This window comes from Arthrobacter terrae, from assembly GCF_015708085.1.
Classification (GTDB): domain Bacteria; phylum Actinomycetota; class Actinomycetes; order Actinomycetales; family Micrococcaceae; genus Arthrobacter_M; species Arthrobacter_M terrae.
In genome coordinates this window covers 73663-94676 of record NZ_JADNYM010000020.1, presented here as the reverse complement: position 1 = coordinate 94676, position 21014 = coordinate 73663, and the positions used below count along the sequence as shown (strand labels likewise).

At 64.1% G+C, this 21014-nt stretch carries 14 protein-coding genes and 1 pseudogene; 12 read left to right on the top strand and 3 right to left on the bottom strand.

The genetic code is table 11. The features are described 5' to 3' along the window. Window positions 1-501: pseudogene (locus IV500_RS15350) on the bottom strand (hypothetical protein); the annotation flags it as partial. A gap of 391 nt (window positions 502-892) precedes the next feature. On the opposite strand from IV500_RS15350, the gene IV500_RS15345 reads away from it, so the two are divergent. The 12 genes from IV500_RS15345 to IV500_RS15290 all read left to right on the top strand — a co-directional run bounded on the left by IV500_RS15345 (window position 893) and on the right by IV500_RS15290 (window position 18869). Continuing rightward, a complete protein-coding gene (locus tag IV500_RS15345; protein WP_196397682.1) occupies window positions 893-2869 on the top strand; it encodes an APC family permease in 1977 nt (658 codons plus the stop codon). Beyond that, complete coding sequence (locus IV500_RS15340) at window positions 2869-4491, top strand: class I SAM-dependent RNA methyltransferase (protein ID WP_196397681.1); 1623 nt, start codon at window positions 2869-2871, stop codon at window positions 4489-4491. Before IV500_RS15345 ends, IV500_RS15340 begins: the two co-directional genes overlap by 1 nt. A gap of 37 nt (window positions 4492-4528) precedes the next feature. Then, on the top strand, window positions 4529-7096 hold the full coding sequence (locus IV500_RS15335) for an HAD-IC family P-type ATPase (protein WP_196397680.1): 2568 nt from the start codon (window positions 4529-4531) through the stop codon (window positions 7094-7096). 68 nt (window positions 7097-7164) lie between these two features. After that, window positions 7165-10023, top strand: coding sequence for an aconitate hydratase (locus IV500_RS15330; protein WP_196397679.1), 2859 nt, complete (start codon window positions 7165-7167; stop codon window positions 10021-10023). A 247-nt stretch (window positions 10024-10270) separates the two neighbouring features. After that, window positions 10271-12244 (top strand): 1-deoxy-D-xylulose-5-phosphate synthase, encoded by a 1974-nt coding sequence (gene dxs / locus IV500_RS15325; protein WP_196397678.1) that lies wholly within the window; start codon window positions 10271-10273, stop codon window positions 12242-12244. Window positions 12245-12282: 38 nt separating this feature from the next. Continuing rightward, a complete protein-coding gene (locus IV500_RS15320; RefSeq protein ID WP_196397677.1) occupies window positions 12283-12840 on the top strand; it encodes a ribonuclease FAU-1 family protein in 558 nt (185 codons plus the stop codon). Then, on the top strand, window positions 12837-13394 hold the full coding sequence (locus IV500_RS15315) for a hypothetical protein (RefSeq protein WP_196397676.1): 558 nt from the start codon (window positions 12837-12839) through the stop codon (window positions 13392-13394). The genes IV500_RS15320 and IV500_RS15315 overlap by 4 nt, the downstream gene beginning before the upstream one ends. A 66-nt stretch (window positions 13395-13460) precedes the next feature. Further along, entirely contained in the window at window positions 13461-14438 is a 978-nt protein-coding gene (locus tag IV500_RS15310) for an aldo/keto reductase (RefSeq protein ID WP_196397675.1), read from the top strand. Beyond that, entirely contained in the window at window positions 14438-15490 is a 1053-nt protein-coding gene (locus IV500_RS15305) for a nucleoside hydrolase (RefSeq protein ID WP_196397674.1), read from the top strand. Before IV500_RS15310 ends, IV500_RS15305 begins: the two co-directional genes overlap by 1 nt. A gap of 138 nt (window positions 15491-15628) precedes the next feature. Then, window positions 15629-16438: an ECF transporter S component gene (locus IV500_RS15300; protein WP_196397673.1), complete on the top strand. Its 810-nt coding sequence runs from the start codon at window positions 15629-15631 to the stop codon at window positions 16436-16438. A 5-nt stretch (window positions 16439-16443) separates the two neighbouring features. Further along, the gene (locus IV500_RS15295) at window positions 16444-17256 is read left to right on the top strand and encodes an energy-coupling factor transporter transmembrane component T (RefSeq protein WP_196397672.1); all 813 of its coding nucleotides are present in this window, start codon (window positions 16444-16446) and stop codon (window positions 17254-17256) included. Further along, complete coding sequence (locus tag IV500_RS15290; RefSeq protein ID WP_196397671.1) at window positions 17256-18869, top strand: ABC transporter ATP-binding protein; 1614 nt, start codon at window positions 17256-17258, stop codon at window positions 18867-18869. Before IV500_RS15295 ends, IV500_RS15290 begins: the two co-directional genes overlap by 1 nt. A 180-nt stretch (window positions 18870-19049) precedes the next feature. On the opposite strand, the gene IV500_RS15285 is transcribed toward IV500_RS15290, so the two are convergent. Beyond that, the gene (locus IV500_RS15285; protein WP_230855032.1) at window positions 19050-20108 is read right to left on the bottom strand and encodes an ABC transporter substrate-binding protein; all 1059 of its coding nucleotides are present in this window, start codon (window positions 20106-20108) and stop codon (window positions 19050-19052) included. Next, on the bottom strand, window positions 20108-21010 hold the full coding sequence (locus IV500_RS15280) for an ABC transporter permease (protein WP_230855031.1): 903 nt from the start codon (window positions 21008-21010) through the stop codon (window positions 20108-20110). Before IV500_RS15280 ends, IV500_RS15285 begins: the two co-directional genes overlap by 1 nt. Between the last annotated feature and the right edge of the window lie 4 nt (window positions 21011-21014).

Here is a 21014-nt window from a genome sequence, read left to right as displayed (position 1 = left end):
CGCGGCCGCGACACTGTGCAGATACACCGCATCCAACCGACGCCGCGTACTCTCAGCCGCACCAATAATCGACAGCCACGCCTCCTGCGACACAGCCTGCGGATCCGTCCCCAAAACCTCCGCCAACAACACGTTCACCTGCTCCAACCGTCCCACGATCCCCGCCGACGGCCCCACCACAAACAGAGCCTCCCCAACCGGACCATCAACCGGTACCCCAGAAACCGGCAAACCAGCGGAAACACCCGGGTTGGCGGCACCGCCGGCATCGGACCCGCCGGTACCGGCGGCGTCGTCGGGCCGGTCGGTCCCGTCGTCGGGCCGGCCGGTCCCGGGAACAGTGCCAGGGACGGGAACAGGACCGGAGCCGGTGGCAGGGCCGGTCCCGGGACCAGTGCCAGGGACGGGGCCGGTGCTTAGGCCCGAGCGCTCGAGCCGATGCGGATACTTCGCCGTGACCGCAGCCAGCACCCGAGCCAGATTCTCCCGATCAATCTCCACACCACCCACCACCCCTCAACACCCGAACCCGGCAACCCACACGGGAAAGAAAACCCGGCAAGAAAACCAGGAAATCCTCCTGATCTCCAACTACTCCAAGGCTACGAAGAGACACCGACATCACCAGGACAAAAAGACCCCAAAAACGGCCCCTGTGGAAAAGACTTTTAAAAAACTTTCCCGGCGTGCCGATGCCCGCCAGGGGAAGGGCCATGTTGCCTTGCCGCAACGAATCCTCCGTTCTACTCGTTTCCAGGCCAGTCCAAGCTCGTCAATAGCTCGACGGTGGCTCGTCGAGAGCCCTTCCCTTCGCAGTGCCGTAAAGTGGCGTTGTTACTGACGCCATGGCTGATCCCAGCTCTGGCCGGTTAAGAGCCTCAAAGGTAGAACTGTGCTGACTTTTTTCAACGCGTTTAAGCGTGTGTTGGTGGGTCGTCCCTTCCGGAACGACAGCCTGGCCCACACGCTTCTACCGAAGCGGATCGCGCTGCCGGTCTTCGCTTCTGACGCACTCTCCTCTGTGGCCTATGCCCCGGACGAAATTCTATTGACGCTGGCGCTGGCTGGCGCCGCCGCCGTCACCATGGCGCCGTGGGTCGGCATAGCGGTGATGGTGGTCCTGCTGACTGTTGTGGCCTCCTACCGGCAAAATGTGCATGCGTATCCCTCCGGTGGCGGCGATTACGAGATTGCCAACGTCAATTTGGGCAAGACGGCCGGGCTCACCGTCGCCTCGGCCCTATTGGTGGACTATGTACTCACGGTTGCCGTATCGATGTCTTCCGCAGCCAATTATCTGGCCACGGCCGTTCCCGGGATGCACGGGACCCAAGCCCTGGTGGCGACGATTGGGGTGGTGCTGCTGGCTCTGGTGAATCTGCGTGGCATTAAGGAAGCCGGCAGTGTTTTTGCCGTTCCCACGTATATCTTTATCTTCTGTATTTTCGCGATGACGGTCACGGGGCTAATCGAGGCAGTGTCCGGAAACCTGGCGCGCGCGCCGTCGGCCGCTTTCGAAATTCTTCCGGAGGCCGGCTTTGAGAACGGGCTCGTGGGACTGGCGGGAGGGTTCCTGCTGCTGCGGGCGTTCTCCTCGGGCGCCGCTGCACTGACCGGTGTCGAGGCCATCAGCAACGGCGTGCCGAATTTTCAGAAGCCTAAGAGCAAAAATGCCGCAACAACGCTGCTGCTGCTGGGTGCGATTGCCGCCGCAATGATTGCGGGCATCCTTTACCTGGCCAGGGCCACCGGAGTCCAAATGGCACAGGATCCCGCCAGTGAGTTTCTGCTCAATGGTCAGCCTCTGCCGGACGGTTACGTGCAGAACCCAACCATCAGCCAGATCGCCGGTACGGTCTTCGGCACCGGTTCCATTCCGTTCTTCATAGTGGTGGCCGCCACCGGCGTCATCCTGGTCTTTGCCTCCAACACCGCATTCAATGGTTTTCCGGTGCTGGCCTCGATCCTGGCCCAGGACGGGTACCTGCCGCGCCAGCTGCGCACCCGCGGTGACAGGTTGGCGTTCAGCAATGGCGTCATCGCCCTGGCCGCTGGCGCGCTGGTGCTGATCATCGCCTTCGACGCCGACGTGACAAAACTTATTCAGCTTTACATTGTGGGTGTGTTCATCTCCTTCACGGCCAGCCAGCTGGGCATGGTCCGGCACTGGACGCGGCTGTTGCGCATGGTTAAGGACAAGGCTTCCCGGGCGCGGATGGTGAAATCACGGGTGATCAACGGCGTCGGCTTCCTGATGACTCTGACAGTGCTGATCATTGTGCTGATCACCAAATTTGAGCAGGGCGCGTGGATCGCGCTGCTGGCTATGCTCTTCCTGTTCATGATGATGCTGAGCATACGGATGCACTACGACAGAGTGGCTAAGGAACTGGCCGTGGATGAGGATTCCTCGCCGCGCGCCCTGCCCTCCCGGGTGCATGCGGTGCTACTGGTCTCGCACGTGCGCAAGCCCGTATTGCGGGCGCTGGCGTATGCGCGTGCGTCGCGTCCGTCCCGGCTCGACGCAATCACGGTGGATCTGGACCCGATGGAGACCGAGCAAACGGTGCAGGACTGGGAAAAGCTGGCTATCCCCGTGCCATTGACAGTGCTGGCCAGTCCGTACCGCGAAACCATTACACCGATCATGGACTACATCACCACCATGCGCCGGGATTCTCCCCGGGACCTGATCGTGGTCTACATTCCGGAGTACGTGGTGGGTAAGTGGTGGGAGCAGCTGGTACATAACCAGACGGCGCTGCGGATCAAAACCCGGCTGCATTTTGAATCCGGGGTGATGGTGGCCAGCGTGCCTTGGCAGCTGAAATCCTCCGAAGACGCGCAGAAATTCCAGGACCTACCCTAATGCCAGGAGCACTACCCGTGGAGAATCCGCAGACGCTGACCCTTACCCTCGGGCCGGTTGCCCACGGCGGACATTGTGTGGCGCGGCACGAAGGCCGGGTGATCTTTGTCCGGCACGGCATTCCGGGCGAGGTGGTGCGCGTGACGCTTACCGAGCACGACGACGGCGCCTCCTTCTGGCGCGGGGACGTCACCGAGGTGCTTGAGGCGTCCGCTGACCGGGTTCCGCATTTTTGGGCTAAAGCCGACTCGCTGCGGGCTGCGGCAGCGGGACAGCATCCGGTGGGCGGGGCCGAATTCGGGCATATCAGCAGATCCCGGCAGCGCCAGCTCAAGGCCGAGGTGCTTGTCGAGCAGCTTCATCGTCTTGCCGGAATAGAGCTCGACGGCGGCACGGGAGCGGCTGGGCGCGGAAACTTACCATCGGGTCTGCTGGCAGACGGGGTGGAAAACCTCGACGGCGAGGTCAGCGCGGTCAGCGACGATAGCGATGGTCGCGAGGGCAGCGGCGACGGGGCCGACGGAGACGACGCCGGCATGGCGCAGGATCAGCCTGCTGGTCTTGGCTGGCGGACCCGGGCGGGTTTCGCGGTCACAGCTGCCGGAGGTCCAACGCAGCCGGGCAGACTGGGAATGCATGCACACCGGTCCGAGGTCGTGCTTCCCGTTCGTCAGATGCCACTGGCCGGGGCGGAAATCGATGCCTTGCGGCTGTGGGAAATCGACCTGACTGGCGTCACCCGCATTGAGGTCTCCGCACCGGCCAATGGTTCGGCGCCGCTTGTGCTGCTTGCCACGGACCCGCAGCTCTCCGATAAGGCCCGGGGCGTGACGCTGAAGCGAATTGCCAGGCAACTGCAGGTCAATGCCGGTGCTAACCGGGGCGCTGAGAGTACAGAGAATGCGGCCCGAGTTCGGGTTTCTGTGGCCGGCTGGGATCCGGAAAGCGGCGCGCTGACGCTGATCAGCGGGCGCAGCCGCGTTTGTGAAACTGCTGCCGGGCATGAGTTCCGCGTCAGCTCAGGGGGTTTCTGGCAAATCCACCGCCGCGCCCCGGAGGTCCTCACCGGCGCCGTCATGAAATTTTTGACCGACGGCCCGGGCGCGTCTGCCGGACATACCGATACGGGGGCCGAGGCAGGAGGCTACCTGTTCCCTGGCGCAACCGTGGCCGATCTGTACGCCGGAGCCGGCTTGTTCAGCGCCTCGCTGGCCGACGCCGTCGGACCTACCGGGTCCGTCTTGTCGGTGGAAGGATCTGCCGGCAGCAGCAAGGATGCGCGGAAGAATTTGCATGCGGCCAGCCAGGTGGAGATCCGGCAGGGTCGAGTGGAGCGCGTCCTGCACGAACGCAGCGGTACCCACGCAGCCGGTTTTGATGTGATCGTGCTGGATCCGCCCCGCGCCGGAGCGGGTAAGAACGTGGTGCGCCAGCTGATCGCCTCGGCTCCGCGGGCCATCGCCTATGTCTCGTGCGACCCGGCGTCATTTGCCCGCGACGTAGGCTACTTCCGCGCGGCCGGCTGGAATCTGTCGAAGCTGCGGGCCTTTGACCTGTACCCGCACACGCATCACCTGGAAACGGTAGCCCTGCTCACGCCGGGATCCAGTTCTATTGGCTGAATCTGGGAAAAAACCGAAAAGACCGGAAAAACCCGTGATGCGGGGAAAGCCGGGCGCGGAATCCGGGTTGTCGACCCGCGCCGCCGCACATCTGGCAGCAATGGCGCATGCCCGCGGGCTGCTCGCGCCGCTGGATGACGGACAGCTACGGGAGCGGGGCCTTGATGCCGGGCAGGTGGGCAGCAGGACGGCTGCGGGTCTGACCAATGCCGTGCCGCATGAGGGCAGCAGGAGTATCCGGCAGATTCTGCGCGCCAATTTGTTCACTCTGTTCAACGCCGTCCTCGGTGGCTGCCTGGTGGTCGTTTTGCTGGTCGGTGATCCACGTGACGCGCTGTTTGGCTTCATTGTGGTGGCCAATGTCGCGATCGGTGTGGTGCAGGAGTTCCGGGCCAAACGCATCCTGGATAAGCTCGCCGTCCTGCACGCGCCCAAAGCCCGGGTGCTGCGGGAGGGCGCCTGGCAGGAACTGGCGGTAAGGGCCGTGGTGCACGATGATGTGCTGGTGCTCCGTACCGGGGATCAGGTACCGGCGGATGCGCGGGTTCTCTCCGCAGATGGTCTGGAGCTGGATGAATCCCTGCTCAGCGGTGAATCGGATTCAGTCAGCAAGGCCGCAGGGGATGATGTGCTTGCCGGCTCATCGATTGTCGCAGGCTCCGGTACGGCACGAGTGATCCGCGTTGGAGCCGAGTCCTACGCGAACAAGCTCACGGCGGAGGCGAAGCGATTCTCGCTGGTCAATTCGGAAATCCGCAACGCCATCAACCGGATTATTCTCTACATCACGTGGGCGCTGCTCCCTATTGTGCTGCTGACGGTGAACGGCCAAATCCAGGCCCGCGGTGGGTGGGGGCCGGCGCTGGCATCGGGGCAATGGAAAGGGGCCGTGGTCAGCGCGGTGGCGAGCATTGTGGCGATGATCCCGGAGGGGCTGGTCCTGCTGACCAGCATTTCCTTTGCACTGGCCGCTGTGACCCTGGCCCGGCGGCAGGTGTTGGTGCAGGAGCTGCCGGCGGTGGAGGTGCTGGCCCGCGTTGACATGGTGTGCCTGGATAAAACCGGGACGCTGACGGAGGGACCCATTGTTTTTGATGCCGTGCATCCGCTCGGGGAAACTGCGCCGCCCGGCTGGGAGGGTGCCTTGGGGTATTTTGCCGCCGACGGGAACGCCAATGCCACTGCCGCAGCGCTGCGGCCTGCCTTTACCGGGCCGACGACGGTCCGACCGGTGCTGGTTGTGCCCTTCAGCAGCGCGCGCAAATACAGCGGGGTAATATTCGACGGCGCCGCTCCCTATGATGACGCGGGCGGCGGCGCCGCCTCCGATGTGCCCGCCGCCGACCGGGCCGGCTGGTTTTTGGGAGCACCGGAAATGCTGCTCAATCCGCAGGCCGATGGCCACCGCCATGTGCTGGCAGCGGCGGCCGAGCTGGCCGCCGGCGGACTGCGCGCCTTGCTGCTGGTGCACACAACGTCCCCGTCCGCCGTCGACCGGGCGAGTGCCGGAAACCTGCCGGACCAGCTGGCTCCGGTCGCGCTGCTGACGTTCCGGGAGAAAATCCGCTCCGACGCGGCCACCACGCTGTCCTATTTCCGCGAGCAGGGCGTTTGCCTGCGGATCATCTCCGGAGACAATCCGCGGACGGTTGCGGCGGTGGCCCGGGCGGTAGGGTTCGCCGATGTGGTGCACGGCTACGACGCGCGGGACCTGCCGGAGGATCGTGCCGGGATGGGGGAGGTGCTCGAACGCGAGCATGTGCTGGGCAGGGTCACGCCCGAGCAGAAAAAGTCCATTGTGCTGGCACTGCAGCAGCGCGGCTATGTCGTGGCAATGACCGGCGACGGCGTTAACGACGCGCTGGCACTGAAGAGCGCCGACATCGGCATCGCGATGGGATCCGGCGCGGCCGCTACCCGCGCGGTGTCCCGGCTGGTGTTGTTGGACGGTCAATTCTCCCGGCTGCCTGCCGTTGTGGCGGAAGGACGCCGCGTGATTGCCAATGTGGAACGGGTGGCGAACCTGTTCCTGACAAAAACCGCTTACGCCGTGATCATCTCGCTGGTAATCGCCCTGCTGCTGTGGCAGTACCCATTTCTGCCCCGCCAGCTCTCGATTGTCAGCTCACTCACGATTGGTATTCCGGCGTTCTTCCTGGCGCTGCTGCCCAATAAACGTCGATATCAGCCCGGCTTTCTGCGTCGCTGTCTGATGTTCTCGGTACCCGCTGGAGTGATCATCAGCGTCTGCATCCTTTGCGTCTATGGATACTCCCGCGCATTTCCCAACCCGGCACTTGACCCCGCCGCGCAGATCCAGGCCGGCCAGACGGCGACCACCATTGCGGTGCTGCTGGTGGCGCTGTGGGTGCTCTCCGCGCTGGCACGGCCGTTCGACAAATGGCGCGCGCTGTTAATGTCGGTGCTGATCCTGGCTTTGGCACTGATCCTGGCCGTTCCCTTTGCCAGAGCCTTCTTTGCCCTCCAGGTGCCGGGCGGACCGCTGCTAGTTGTTACGATGGGAGTAGTTGTACTGGGCTGCGCGGCGATCGAAATCCTGTACCGGTTCCTGAAAAAACGGGGAGCTGTGTCGGAGCGCGAGTAAGGATCTCCTAACTAGCGGGTCAGCCGCCGCGTGGCAAAGATAAAAAGCGTGGCGAGAGGAGTCCAACGATGACGAATGTGGACAGTTTTGGTTCCAAAGGCGTACTAGACGTAGCCGGGACCGAATACGAGATTTTCCGGTTGAATTCAGTAGAAGGCGCACAACGCCTTCCGTTCAGCCTTAAAGTACTGCTGGAGAATTTGCTGCGCAGCGAGGACGGTGCCAATATCACCGCGGACCATGTGCGCGCCCTGGCCGGGTGGGACCCGGAGGCGGAGCCCGATACGGAGATTCAGTTCACGCCGGCCCGCGTAATCATGCAGGACTTCACCGGCGTTCCCTGCATCGTGGACCTGGCCACCATGCGCGAGGCCGTCAAGGAACTCGGCGGGGACCCCACCCGGGTCAACCCGCTTGCTCCGGCGGAAATGGTGATTGACCACTCGGTGCAGATCGATGTGTTCGGTACCGCTGACGCCGTCGAGCGCAATATGGACATCGAATACCAGCGCAACGGTGAGCGCTACCAGTTCCTGCGCTGGGGCCAGACGGCTTTTGATGACTTCAAGGTTGTCCCCCCGGGCATGGGCATTGTCCACCAGGTCAATATCGAGTACCTGGCCCGCACCGTCATGACCCGCACGGTGGAGGTCGACGGCGTTAAGACGTTGCGCGCCTACCCGGACACCTGCGTCGGTACCGACTCGCACACCACCATGGTCAACGGCCTGGGTGTGCTGGGCTGGGGCGTCGGCGGCATCGAGGCCGAGGCCGCCATGCTCGGCCAGTCCGTCTCCATGCTGATTCCCCGCGTAGTCGGATTCAAGCTGACCGGCTCGATCCCGGCCGGCGCCACCGCGACCGATGTGGTGCTGACCATTACCGAGATGCTCCGCGACCACGGCGTCGTCGGCAAGTTTGTCGAATTCTACGGCGAAGGCGTTGCCGCCGTGCCGCTGGCCAACCGTGCCACGATCGGCAATATGAGCCCGGAATTCGGCTCCACCGCGGCAATGTTCCCGATCGACCAGGTCACCATGGACTACCTGCGGCTGACCGGCCGCAGCGAAGATCAACTGGCGCTGGTCGAGGCCTATGCCAAGGAACAGGGCATGTGGCACGATCCGTCCATCGACATCACGTTCTCCGAATACCTGGAACTGGACCTGTCCACGGTGGTTTCCTCCATTGCCGGGCCAAAGCGCCCGCAGGACCGGATCGAGCTGACCAATGCCAAGGCACAGTTCCGTGAAGACCTGAAGAACTACGTTTCGGCAGATGCCGAAGCCGCCGGCAACACGGTTGACGAGGCGCTGGAAGAAAGCTTCCCCGCCTCCGACGCGCCCTCCTTCACCCATCCGGGAACCCGGGTGGAGGACAACACCCGCACACTGGTTTCCGCAGCGGAAAACGCGGAAGGCCGGCACTCGGATCCGATTCACGTGAAGATGAGCGATGGCCGTGAATTTGAGCTCGATCACGGCGCGGTCTCGATCGCCTCGATCACCTCCTGCACCAACACCTCGAATCCCTCGGTGATGCTGGCCGCCGCTGTGCTGGCCCGCAACGCTGTCAATAAAGGGCTGGCGTCAAAGCCATGGGTCAAGACCTCCGTGGCTCCCGGCTCCAAGGTCGTCACGGACTACTACGAAAAGTCCGGCTTGATCCCGTACCTGGAAAAGCTTGGGTTTTACACGGTGGGCTACGGCTGTGCCACCTGCATTGGTAACTCCGGCCCGCTGGAGACCGAGGTATCCCAGGCCATCGCGGACAATGACCTTTCGGTCACTGCCGTGCTTTCCGGGAACCGCAACTTCGAGGGCCGGATCAATCCGGACGTGAAGATGAACTACCTGGCGTCACCGCCGCTGGTGATCGCCTACGCCCTCGCCGGAACCATGGACTTCGACTTCGCCGCGGACCCGCTGGGTCAGGACGAGGCCGGCAATGACATCTTCCTGGCGGACATCTGGCCCAATCCGACCGAGGTGCAGGAAGTCATGGACGCCTCGATTGACAAGGAGATGTTCACCAGCTCCTACGCCACCATCTTTGAAGGCGACGAGCGCTGGAAGTCCCTCTCCACCCCCGAAGGTGACACCTTCGCCTGGGATCCCGAGTCCACCTACGTGCGCAAGCCCCCGTACTTCGACGGCATGCAGGCGCAGCCGGAGCCGGTAGCTGATATCACCGGTGCCCGGGTGCTGCTCAAGCTCGGCGATTCCGTGACCACCGATCACATCAGCCCCGCAGGGTCATTCAAGTCGGATACTCCGGCCGGTCAGTACCTGCTGGCCAACGGTGTGGAGCGCAAGGATTTCAATTCCTACGGCTCCCGCCGCGGCAATCACGAAGTCATGATCCGGGGGACGTTCGCGAACATCCGGATCAGGAACGAACTGCTCGCGGCCGAGAACAACGGCGCCGGTGTCGAGGGCGGTTTCACCCGCGACTTCAGCCAGGCCGATGCGCCGCAGGCCCGGGTCTACGATGCGTCGGTGAACTACCAGGCGGCGGGTATTCCGCTGGTGGTCCTGGCGGGCAAGGAGTATGGCTCCGGGTCCTCGCGCGACTGGGCCGCCAAGGGCACGGCGCTGTTGGGGGTCCAGGCCGTCGTGGCGGAGAGCTACGAGCGGATCCACCGCTCCAACCTGATCGGAATGGGTGTTTTGCCGCTGCAGTACCCGGCGGGCCAGAGTGCTCAGTCGCTGGGTCTGACCGGCACCGAAGTGTTCTCCGTGGAGGGTGTGACAGCCCTGAACGAAGGCAGCACGCCAAAGACGCTGAAGGTCACAGCCAAGGCGCAGGACGGTAAGGAGATTTCCTTCGACGCCGTGCTGCGTATCGATACACCGGGAGAGGCTGATTACTACCGTAACGGCGGCATCCTGCAGTATGTCCTGCGGCAGATCTCGACCGCCGCTTAGTAGCGGCGGGTTAGTAGCGGCGCTTAGTGCCGGACGGCTTTTGCACCGCCGGTATCAGCACCTGCTGCGGCAGTAACCTTTAGTAAAAGAACGGTCCCCGGCCCGGACGGCTTCCGTCCAGGACCGGGGACCGCTCTTTTGTGCCAAACACCGCCGCGCGGGGAACCGGTGATTTGGCGCAAGCGTTAGAGTTATTGGCGCAAGCGTTAGAGTTGATCGACTAATGGTCGATCCGAAGAGGGGACCCATGGGACTTTTAGAGACAATCCGGCATCCGGGCGACCTCGGAAAACTCAGCAATGCGCAAATGGAACAGCTGGCCGAGGAGATCCGCCGCTTCCTGATCACCAATGTCTCCGCAACCGGTGGGCATCTGGGCCCGAATCTGGGAGTTGTCGAGTTAACCCTGGCGATCCACCGGGTCTTCGACTCCCCGCGGGACAGCATTGTCTTTGACACCGGACACCAGTCCTATGTCCATAAGCTGGTCACCGGCCGGCAGGACTTCTCCACTCTCCGGCAGCAGGACGGGCTCTCCGGCTATCCCTCGCGGGCCGAATCGGTGCACGACATTGTGGAGAGTTCGCACGCGTCCTCCTCCTTGTCGTGGGCGGACGGCATTTCCCGCGCCCGCCAGCTGACAGGGGACGGCGACCGGTACGTCGTCGCCGTCGTCGGCGACGGAGCCTTGACTGGTGGGATGACATGGGAAGCGCTGAATAACATTGCCGCGGACAAGCGCCGCCGTGTCGTCGTCGTCGTCAATGACAACGGCAGGTCCTACGCGCCAACCGTTGGCGGCCTGGCAGACTATTTGGCGTCCGTGCGTCCGGCCATTGACCATGTCCGCACGCACCCCAAATACGAGGGCACCATGTCCTGGGCCAAGCAGCGGCTGCAAAGCGGGAATCTGGCCGGTCAGTTCGTGTACAAAAGTCTGCATGCGGCGAAAACCGGCGTCAAGGACTGGTGGGCTCCGCAAGGGCTCTTCAGCAACCTTGGGCTCAAATATATCGGCCCGGTCAACGGCCATGATGAAAAAGCCATGGAAGCGGCGCTGACCGCAGCAAGGAACTTCGGCGGGCCGGTAATCGTGCACGCCATCACCGAAAAGGGCCACGGGTACGCGCCGGCCCGCGCCCATGAAGCGGATCAGTTCCATGCCGTCGGTGTCATCGACCCGGAAAGCGGTGCGGCCATTGGAGCCCCCGGAGGTCAGTCCTGGACGGGGGTCTTCGCGGATGAAATAGCCGACATCGCCGATGAACGCCCGGACATCGTTGGCATCACCGGCGCCATGCTGATTCCGGTGGGGCTGCATAAGTTTGCCGCAAGGCACCCGGACCGGGTCTTCGACGTTGGTATCGCCGAACAGCATGCCATGACCAGCGCGGCCGGCATGGCGTTCGGCGGTCTGCACCCGGTCATCGCCATGTATGCGACTTTCCTCAACCGTGCGTTCGATCAACTGCTGATGGATGTGGCGCTGCACAAGGCCGGCGTTACGGTGGTGCTGGACCGCGCCGGTGTGACCGGGCCGGACGGGGCCAGCCACCACGGCATGTGGGATCTGTCCATGCTGCAGATTGTTCCCGGACTGCACCTTGCGGCTCCCCGCGACGGCACCAGATTGCGCGAGGAACTGCGCGAGGCGGTTGCCGTTACGGACGCCCCGACGGTGATCAGATATTCCAAGGGGAACGTTGGTGCCGAGGCCGAGGCGATCGAAAGGCTGCCCGACGGCGTCGACGTGCTGGTGCGCCGGCCGGCGGGATCCACTGAAAATGACGTCCTGATTGTCAGCGTCGGGGCAATGAGCGAACTGGCATTAAGCGTATCCAACCGGCTGGGAGCGCAGGGCATCAGCTCTACCGTGATCGATCCGCGCTGGGTGCTGCCCGTGCCACCGTCAGTGGTGTCTCTGGCCGCGCAGCACCGGATTGTCGTTGTCATTGAGGACGGAGTCCGGGCCGGTGGCATCGGTTCGCGGATACGGCAGGAAATGCGCGCCGCCGGGGTCGATACGGCCCTGAATGAAGTGGGTCTTCCTGTTGAGTTCCTCGACCACGGCAGCCGGTCCCAGGTGCTCGAGCGCGTCGGCCTGACCGCTCAGCGGGTGGCGCAGGACGTCGTCGCTCAAGTGCTGGGCACGAAGGTGCCGTTTGCGCGGCCCTTGCCCGGTCAGGAAGCGCCACAAACCGGGCAGCTGCCCCAGCTGTGAGGGAACAGCTGTGAGGGAACAGCTGTGAGGGAACCGCTGTGAGGGAACCGGATGGCATCGAGGCCGGGGACCTGGTGGTGGCGCGGAACCGGAAATTCGACGCCGGGGCGCATTGGGTGGTTCCCGGCAGGTACCTGGGGGAGGACCAGCACGGCTGGTGGATTTTTCAGGGCAGTAACGAATTCATTTCCAGACCCGGGGCCGCCCTTTATACCTCCTCGGACGCAGTGCTGCTGGTCCCCCGCAGCGGGGACTATGTTGCCACGTTTTTCGACGAGCAGCATCCGGACGGCACGGAAATCTACGTGGACCTGGCGGTGGACCCGGACTGGAACCCGATCCGGCCGCACGTGTTCGAATTCCATCTCATCGACATGGACCTGGATGTAGTGCGCAGCAGCAAACGCGGCGTCTACGTCGATGATGAAGATGAGTTTGCCGACCACCAGGTGGCGATGCGCTACCCGGTGGAGGTTATTGCAAGAATCCGGTCCGAGTGTGAACGCGTGTACACCGCCGTAGCGGCAGGTCAGGCACCGTTCGACGGTACGGACACCGATTGGTTTAAGAAATCGTATGAGAATGGACGGGCATGAGCATTATCAGGATGTATAAAAAGACGGACGACGGCGTACTGGAGTTCCGCGAGGCGTGGCGCGATGAGGAGGACGGGGTCTTCGTGGTCAACGCCGGAGCCGTGGGTCATCAAAGTTCCACCAAGGAGGTCCCCGCCGAAACCGCCGAAGCCGGCGCTGAACTGCTGGCAGAGTTCGAGACCCACGGCATAGAGCAGGGCTTCCGCGTTATCCCGCTCGAAGAGCAGTACTGGGTAGTCGCCCAGTTCGCGCTCAAGACCGCGACCGGGACGGATCGGGATAAGTACTTGGAGCGCAAAGCCAACAACAGCATTACCTCCTTCTTTGCCTGGCGCGGCATCGGCCTGGTGGATCGGAGTGAATTCGGCACCGGCAAACTCAATATCTTCACCGTGGCTCCGGATGCTGCCAAGGCCGTTGCGGGGATCAAGACCTGCGCCCGCGAGTCGGATCTGGACGTCACCAAACTGAGCATCGGTGTGGCTCCCTACGCACACCTGGACGAAATCAAGGGCAAGCACGGGCTGAAAAAGGGTGAATCCTTCACCCTGTAGACGGTGCCCTACCTGGGACCGTGCCCTAAAACCTATCCCGGTACTGTGCGCGGGTAGGCTGGACGAATGACTGAATATCGACAACTTGGCACCTCCGGACTCACCGTTTCCGTCGTCGGCCTCGGCTGCAATAACCTGGGCCGCCCCGGGACTGCAACCCAGACCCAGGAAGGGACCAACGCGGTGATCGGCGCCGCGATTGATGAAGGCATCACGCTCTTTGACGTCGCGGATACATACGGCATGACACCGGGTCTGAGTGAGGAAATGCTCGGTAAGGCCCTCACCGGCAGACGCGAGGACGTCATTGTTGCCACCAAGTTCGGGATGGACATGGCGGGGGCCAACGGGACCGACTGGGGCCGCAGGGGATCGCGGCGCTACATCATCAAGGCCGCCGAGGCTTCGCTGCGCCGGCTGGGGACGGACTGGATCGACCTCTACCAGTTCCACACGCCGGATCCGCTCACTCCCATCGATGAAACGCTTGCTGCATTGGACCAGCTGGTCACCGCCGGGAAGGTCCGGTACATTGGCCATTCCAACCGCGCCGGCTGGCAGATCGCGGAGGCGGAATTTACCGCCCGCGCCCGCGGCTGCACACCGTTCATCTCCGCGCAGAACCACTACAACCTGCTGGACCGGCGGGCCGAGCTCGAAATCACGCCAGCCGCGGAGGCCTACGGACTGGGCGTGCTGCCCTACTTCCCGCTCGCCAACGGGCTGCTTACCGGCAAGTACAGCAAAGGCACGGCGCCGGAGGGCAGCAGACTGACCCATTCGCGGACCAACCTGCTGGCGCAGGCCGACTGGGAGCAGTTGGGCAAATTCGGCAAGTTTGCCGCGGACCGCGGACTGACCGAGGTCCAGGTCGCGTTCTCCTGGCTTGCCGCGCAGCCATCCGTGAGCAGCGTGATTGCCGGGGCAACGAAGATCGAGCAGGTCCGGGCCAATGCCGCTGCGGTCTGCTGGACGCCGTCGGCACAGGAGCTGGCTGAGCTGGACGTGATTTTCCCGCAGACCCCGAAGGTCGCTCTGTTTTAATGAATCGGATCCTGGCCGACATGGATACCGGCATCGACGACGCCATGGCGCTGGTGTACCTGCTGTCCCGCCCGGAAGTGCAGGTGCAGGCGATCACCTGTACGGCGGGCAATGTCGGTGCCCGCCAGGTGGCCCTGAATAATCTCTCGCTGCTGGAACTCTGCGGCCGGGCAGGAATCGAGGTTGCGATCGGTGCCGAGGTGCCGCTGGAGATCCCGCTGGTCACCACGGAGGAGACCCACGGCCCGCAGGGCATCGGATATGCGGCGCTGCCGCAGCCGGCGCAGCAAATTTCGCCGCGCCACGCCGTCGACGTGTGGGTGGATCAGGTCAGGGCTCATCCGGGAGAGATCACCGGCCTGATCACCGGCCCGCTGACCAACTTCGCGTTGGCGCTGCGGCGTGAACCGGAGCTCCCGCATCTGCTCAAGGGGCTGGTGATCATGGGCGGCTGCTTCTATTACCAGGGGAACACCACGCCCACCGCCGAATGGAATGTTTCGGTGGATCCGCACGCCGCACGGGAGGTCTTCGAGGCCTACACGGGGCTGCCGGAGGACCAGCTGCCGATTGTCTGTGCGCTGGAAACCACGGAACGGATTGAAATGCGGCCGGAGCACCTGGACCGGCTGGCGGAGGTGGCGGGAGCACACCCGGAGCTGGTGCTGCCGGAGCAGCCGGAAGGGCAGCGCAGCAGCTCGGATAACCCGCTGGTGGCCTGCCTCTCGGACGCCCTCCGTTTCTATATGGAGTTCCACCGGCTCTACGACCAGGGGTACATTGCCCACGTGCACGACGCGTTTGCCGCCGCGGTGGCCGCGGACCGCACCCCGTATCGGACACGGCTGGCGACGGTCGACGTCGAAACCTCCTCACCGCTGCTGGTGGGCACCACGGTCGCGGACTTCCGCGGGCTCTGGGGTAAAGCGCCAAACGCCCGGATTGTGGTGGACAATAACCCGGAGCAGTGTTTTGGCGAGCTGATCGGATCGGTCGGCGGGCTGGCCCGGGACCTCTACGGCCCGGCCACGGAGAACAATCACCGGCCATGACCACCCGTCGGATCGCCTGCCCGTCAGCTGGGACGGACGGCCGGGATGGTGGGGTCGCTGGCGGGCCCGAGCGGCTAGAATGGTTAACTGCGCCAAGGTGACATAGGCGGACCGTTTCCGTACTCTCAAGGATTCCTGATGTCCTCCTCCTCATTGACCCTGCCCGCCTCTGGACAGGCGGCCGTCCGTAACCGCCGCCTGCTGGAAATCCTGGGCGGTGCCTCCATCGCCGCAACCTACGTCTACCTGGTGCTGGCCCAGCCGACTGACATCACTAACGGCCTCTCCAGCGGCTCCACCTTGCTGGCGCTGTCCGGCTTCCTGCTTGGCGCCGTGCTGCTGATTGCCGGCGTTCTCCCCACCGTTCCCACCTCGACGCTGGTGCTGATCCCTGTAGCCCTGGTGCTGAACATCGTCCTTGGACAGTTCATCGGGAGCACGCTGGTGCCGTTCTACCTGGATTCCATCGGCACAGTGCTGATCGCGGTACTCGCCGGTCCAGCGGCCGGCGCCGCCACGGGTGCGCTCAGCGGCATCGTCTGGTCCCTGTTCAACCCCACCGTCCTGCCGTTCGCCGCCGGTGCCGCGCTGATCGGATTCCTTGCCGGACTTGCGGCACGCTATGGCCTGTTCCGGCGGTTTTACCTTGCCCTAATTGCCGGCTTTGTCACCGGGATCTTTACCGGCGTGTTCTCGGCGCCGATCGCGGCGTTCGTCTATGGGGGGACATCCGGCATTGCCACGGGGGCCGTTGTGAGCGCCTTCCGGGCAATGGGGGACTCGCTTCTGGGCGCCATCACCAAGCAGGCGCTGCTGTCGGATCCGATGGATAAGGCGATCGTCTTCAGCGTCGTGGCGCTGCTGGTTTATGCCCTCCCACGCCGCACCACTTTGCAGTTCCCGTTCATCCGGGGCCACCGCGTGCTGGCCGACGCCAAGACCTCCTAGCGTCCTTGCGTCCCGACTCTCCGGCAGACCCCGGCGGACTCAATCCGCTCACCGTGCTGAGCGCCGCCGTTGTCATAGCCGTCACGACGACGGCGATCAACAGCTGGGCGGTTTCGGCAGCGGTTCTGTTGCTGCTGGCTGCGCTGCTGAGCCTTAACGGGCTGGGGCGCAAGGTGCTGCCCGCGGCGGCCGTGATCATGGTTCCGTTCTGGTTGTCCCTGCTGCTCACGCACGGTCTGTTTTTCCACGAGGGCCGGACCATGCTCTGGACGGCGGGCCCGGTCCGTGTGACGGCGGAGGGACTTGGATTCGCCGCCGGCATGGGGCTGCGCACGGCCGTTTTCGTAGTGGTGTTCCTGGCATTTTCCTTCAGCGTGCGGCCGGCGGATCTGATGGCCCTGCTGACCAAGTACCGGTTCCCGCCGCAGCTTGGATTTGTGCTATGTTCCACCCTCACCATTGCCCCGGCCGTCAGCGGGCGCGCCCGCCGGATTGCGCAGGCGCAGCAGTCGCGGGGGCTGGTCACCGGTTCCGGAGCCGGCGGCCGGCTGCGTGCGGTCCGGCAGCAGGCGGTGCCCCTGGTGATGGCCTTGCTGCACGAGGCGGGCAGCCGGGCGGATTCTCTGGAAGCGCGGGGTTTCGGCGGCCGCGGTCCGCGGACCAGTTACCGCAAGGTGCCCGATTCTCCAGCGCAGAAGATCTTCCGCTGGCTCGTCTTAGCCGCATTGGCGGTGTTCCTGGTGCTCTGGTTCGGGCCGGGCTGGTTCACGCCGGGCTGGTTCGGGCCGGGTTGGTTCTGGCCCGGCGGAGTCCGGTGATGCGGCTCAGTCTGGGGAGCTTCCATTACCCGGGCGAGGATCGGCCCACCCTGCAGGGTATCGAGCTGGACGTGGGCGCCGGCGAATGTGTGCTCGTGGCCGGTGGATCCGGCTCCGGGAAGTCCACACTGGCGCGGATCCTGGCCGGTGTGCTGCCGGGGCGGCATAACGGCGCGCTGACGGCGCGCTTCGAGGTGGCGGGGGAGACCTTGGTGTTTTCCGGCGCGGGCTCAGTGAATCCTCGGATCAACCCGACGGTCTGGAACCGGCATATTGCCTATGTGGGCCAGATACCCTCGGCCCAGCTGTCCACCGTTGCGGCCACCGTCGCGGAGGAAATCGCCTTCGCGCTGGAGAACGCCGGGATGGAGCACGATCTGATGAAACAGCGGGTCCGGACCACGGCCAGCGCCCTGGGCCTGACAGAACTGCTTGAGCGCAAGCCGACCGAGCTCTCCGGCGGCGAGCAGCGGCGGATGATCATTGCATCGGCGGCCGCGCTGAACCCCGCGACACTGATCCTGGATGAGCCGATGGCCGGCCTGGACGCGGACGCCCGGCATGCCGTGGAAAACGTTATCGGATCGCTGGTGGACCGTGGTGCCGGGGTGGTGCTGCTCTCACCCGAGCTCGGAGGTGCCGGGCGTCTGGCCGGACGGATGCTGCTGCTCGACGGCGGAAAAATGGTCGCGTCCGGTCCGCGGCAGATTGTGCTGACGTCCGCCTGGGCCGCACGCCTTCCGGTGATCCCCGATCCGCTGGACGCGTCGGATCCCGCGGAAAATATACTTCAGCCGCTATGCCCCGCACCGTCTGCCCGGACCGCCGCGGCCGCGCTGGGTGGCGTCGTTTACCGCTATGGTACGCAACACCGTCGGCCTTTCCTTGCCTCCCGGAAGCGGGCCCAAACGCCGGCACATGCCGTGCTCGACGGCGTAGACCTGGCCCTTGGTGGCGGCGAGCGGGTCGCGATCGCAGGGGCGAACGGCGCAGGCAAAACCACCCTGCTGCGCCACCTCAACGGCTTGGCCCGGCCCGAGTCAGGCACCGTTCGGATCCTGGATCGGGACATTGCGGGGCAGTCTGTCGGCGCAGTTTCGGCGGATGTTTCCTACCTGTTCCAAGACCCACAGGACCAGCTCTTTGAACGGACCGTGGCCCGCGAGGTGGGCTACGGACTGCCCGGACTCGATCCGGCCGCCCGGGAGGACGCGGTCAAGGAGGCATTGCGGCGCTGCGGCCTGGCCGACCATGCCGGGGCGCACCCCTACGAGCTGCCCGCCTCCGCGCAGAGGCTGGTGGCACTGGCCACCGTGCTGGCACGGCGTCCGGCCGTACTGGTGATGGACGAGCCGACGGTAGCGATGGACCGGGACGGTCTGGACCGGCTGGCGGAGGCGATTTCCCAAGAAGCGGCGCGCGGTGCGGCTGTGGCCCTTGTCACCCACGACTTGGACTTTGCCTACCGGCACTGCCATCGGCTGGTGCTGCTCAGCGGCGGGCGAATCGTTGCGGACGGGCCCTTTGCCCGGGTCTTGGAAAGCCATTTCGCCGGCGGTGAAGCCTTCGGCGTGCAGGCCCCCGCAGCCTGGCTGCGCCGGCGGGAAGCGTAGCCCTGGCTGCGCCAACCGCAGCCGTAGCCTGACGGCTTGCTGCTTTCACAGCCGACGTGATCCCGTCCTGCACAAACCGCGGGCAGTACCGGGAAGAACCCCGAACGGCGGCTCCCCGTCAGGCTGACCAGGGAACCGCCGTCGTCCTACGCTGTTAAGCCGCAGGTTGCTAAAGCCGGCTTACTTGGCCGGAACCTTGTCCACGAACTCCGTGGTGTAGGTCTTGGACAGGTCGATCGTGGAGCCTTTGCCCAAGACGTTCGTGGAGTACTGGTCGAGGATCTTCACCACGTTTTTGGCACCGTCAGCGTCCATCTTGCCGTCCTTATTGAACATTGTCTTGGTGTCATTGATGGACTTCTCGTACAGGCCCGCGCCGGCGTTGGCATAATCGGAGGGCATTTTGGCCGCGATTTCCGCAGCGGTATGCGTGGTGATGAAGTCCAGCGCACCGACGAACGCGTTGACAACCTTCTGGACCGTTTTCGGGTTCTTCTGCACATAATCGCAGGACATGTACACCGAAGCTGCGGGGTAGAGGCCGCCGAGGGCCTGGCGGGTGCCCTCCTCGGTGCGCATATCGATCAGGACCTTGCCCTGGCCGCTTTGCACCAGCTGCGCGATGGTGGGGTCCGTGGTCATCCCCGCGTCAATGCCGCCATTGTTCATCGAAGCGATGAAGGTCTGCCCGGCTCCGACCTTTGCCGGCGTATATTTCTTTACGCCCGCCTGGCCGGCCAGGGCCTGGGTGAGGAAGTCCGTGGACGAGCCCAGCGAGGTGATGCCCAGGTTCTTGCCCTCGAAGTCCTTGGCACTGGTGATCGAATCCGCGTTCGCGGTGGAGACCATTTCCGCCTCGCCGGGGATATTGGCCAGCTGCGCCACCGAGGTGATGCATTGGCCCTTTGCCTGCAGGTCCACGGTGTGGTCGTAGAAGCCGACGACGGCCTGGGACGCCCCGGTCAGCAGCGAGTTCTCCGCACTGGCCCCGGACTGCTCGCCGAGCAGATTGACCTTGACACCTTCCTGCTCGAACAATCCCAGACCTTCGGCGAGCTTGGCGGGCATATAAATCACCTTTTCCAGGCCGCCCACAATAATGGTGACTTCCGGTTTCGCGGCGGCATCGGCGTTGGCCGCGCCGCTGCTGCGGCAGCCGCTCATCCCGATGGCCATGGCGGCGGTGACCAGAAGTGTTGCGGCCTGCAGGGTGCGTCGTTGCATTTTCGGGTTTTTCATCAGATTCCTTGTGCTTGTGTTTTGGCCTCTGAGGGCCGCCATTTGAGGAGTTTGTTTTCTGCAGTGGTGATGAGCATTTCCGCCAGCAGCGCCACGATGGTGACGATGATCATGCCGGCGTAAATTCCGGCGGCGTCGAAAGTGCCCTGGGCATTGGCTATCAACATGCCCATGCCCTTCTTGGCTCCGGCGTATTCACCGACGATGGCGCCGATCAGCGCGAAGCCGAAGGCGGTGTGCAGGGAGGAGAGGATCCAGGTGGTGGCGCTGGGCAGGACAATCGACGTCAGGATCTTAGCCTTGCTGGCGCCCAGGATGCGGGCATTGTTGACCACGTTGCCGTCCACTTCCCGTGCCCCGGTGAAGGCATTGAAGAACACGGCAAAGAACACCAGCACCACGACGGTGGCAACTTTGGAGCTGATATCGAAGCCGAACCACAGAATGAACAGTGCCGCCAGCACAATGCGCGGTACGGCATTGGCAGCCTTGATGAAGGGCGAGAACACCTCGGCAAGGAAGCGGCTGCGGCCCAGCAGGACGCCCAGGACAATTCCGGCCACGGTGCCGATGACGAATCCGAGCACCGCTTCCAGGACGGTGAAGCCCAGGTTTTCCCAGACCGAGCCGAATTGCGTTCCGGTACTGAACCACTGCACCAGGCGGTCCCAGATCAGCGAGGGCTTGGAGTAGAAGAACGGGTCGATCAGGTAGGTGGCTGTGGCCTCCCAGCTGCCCAGCCAGAGGGCAATGATCAGTACTCGGAGGGCCCAGATTTTGCCTGTGGTGACGCGCACGGATTTTCGCGCACCGGCCAGAAGCTGTGCCTCGCGTTCCCGGGATAGTTCGAAGGCCAGCGGCTTTTGCGCCGTAGGGGAGGGGGCAGTTGATGGAGCTGTCATGGTC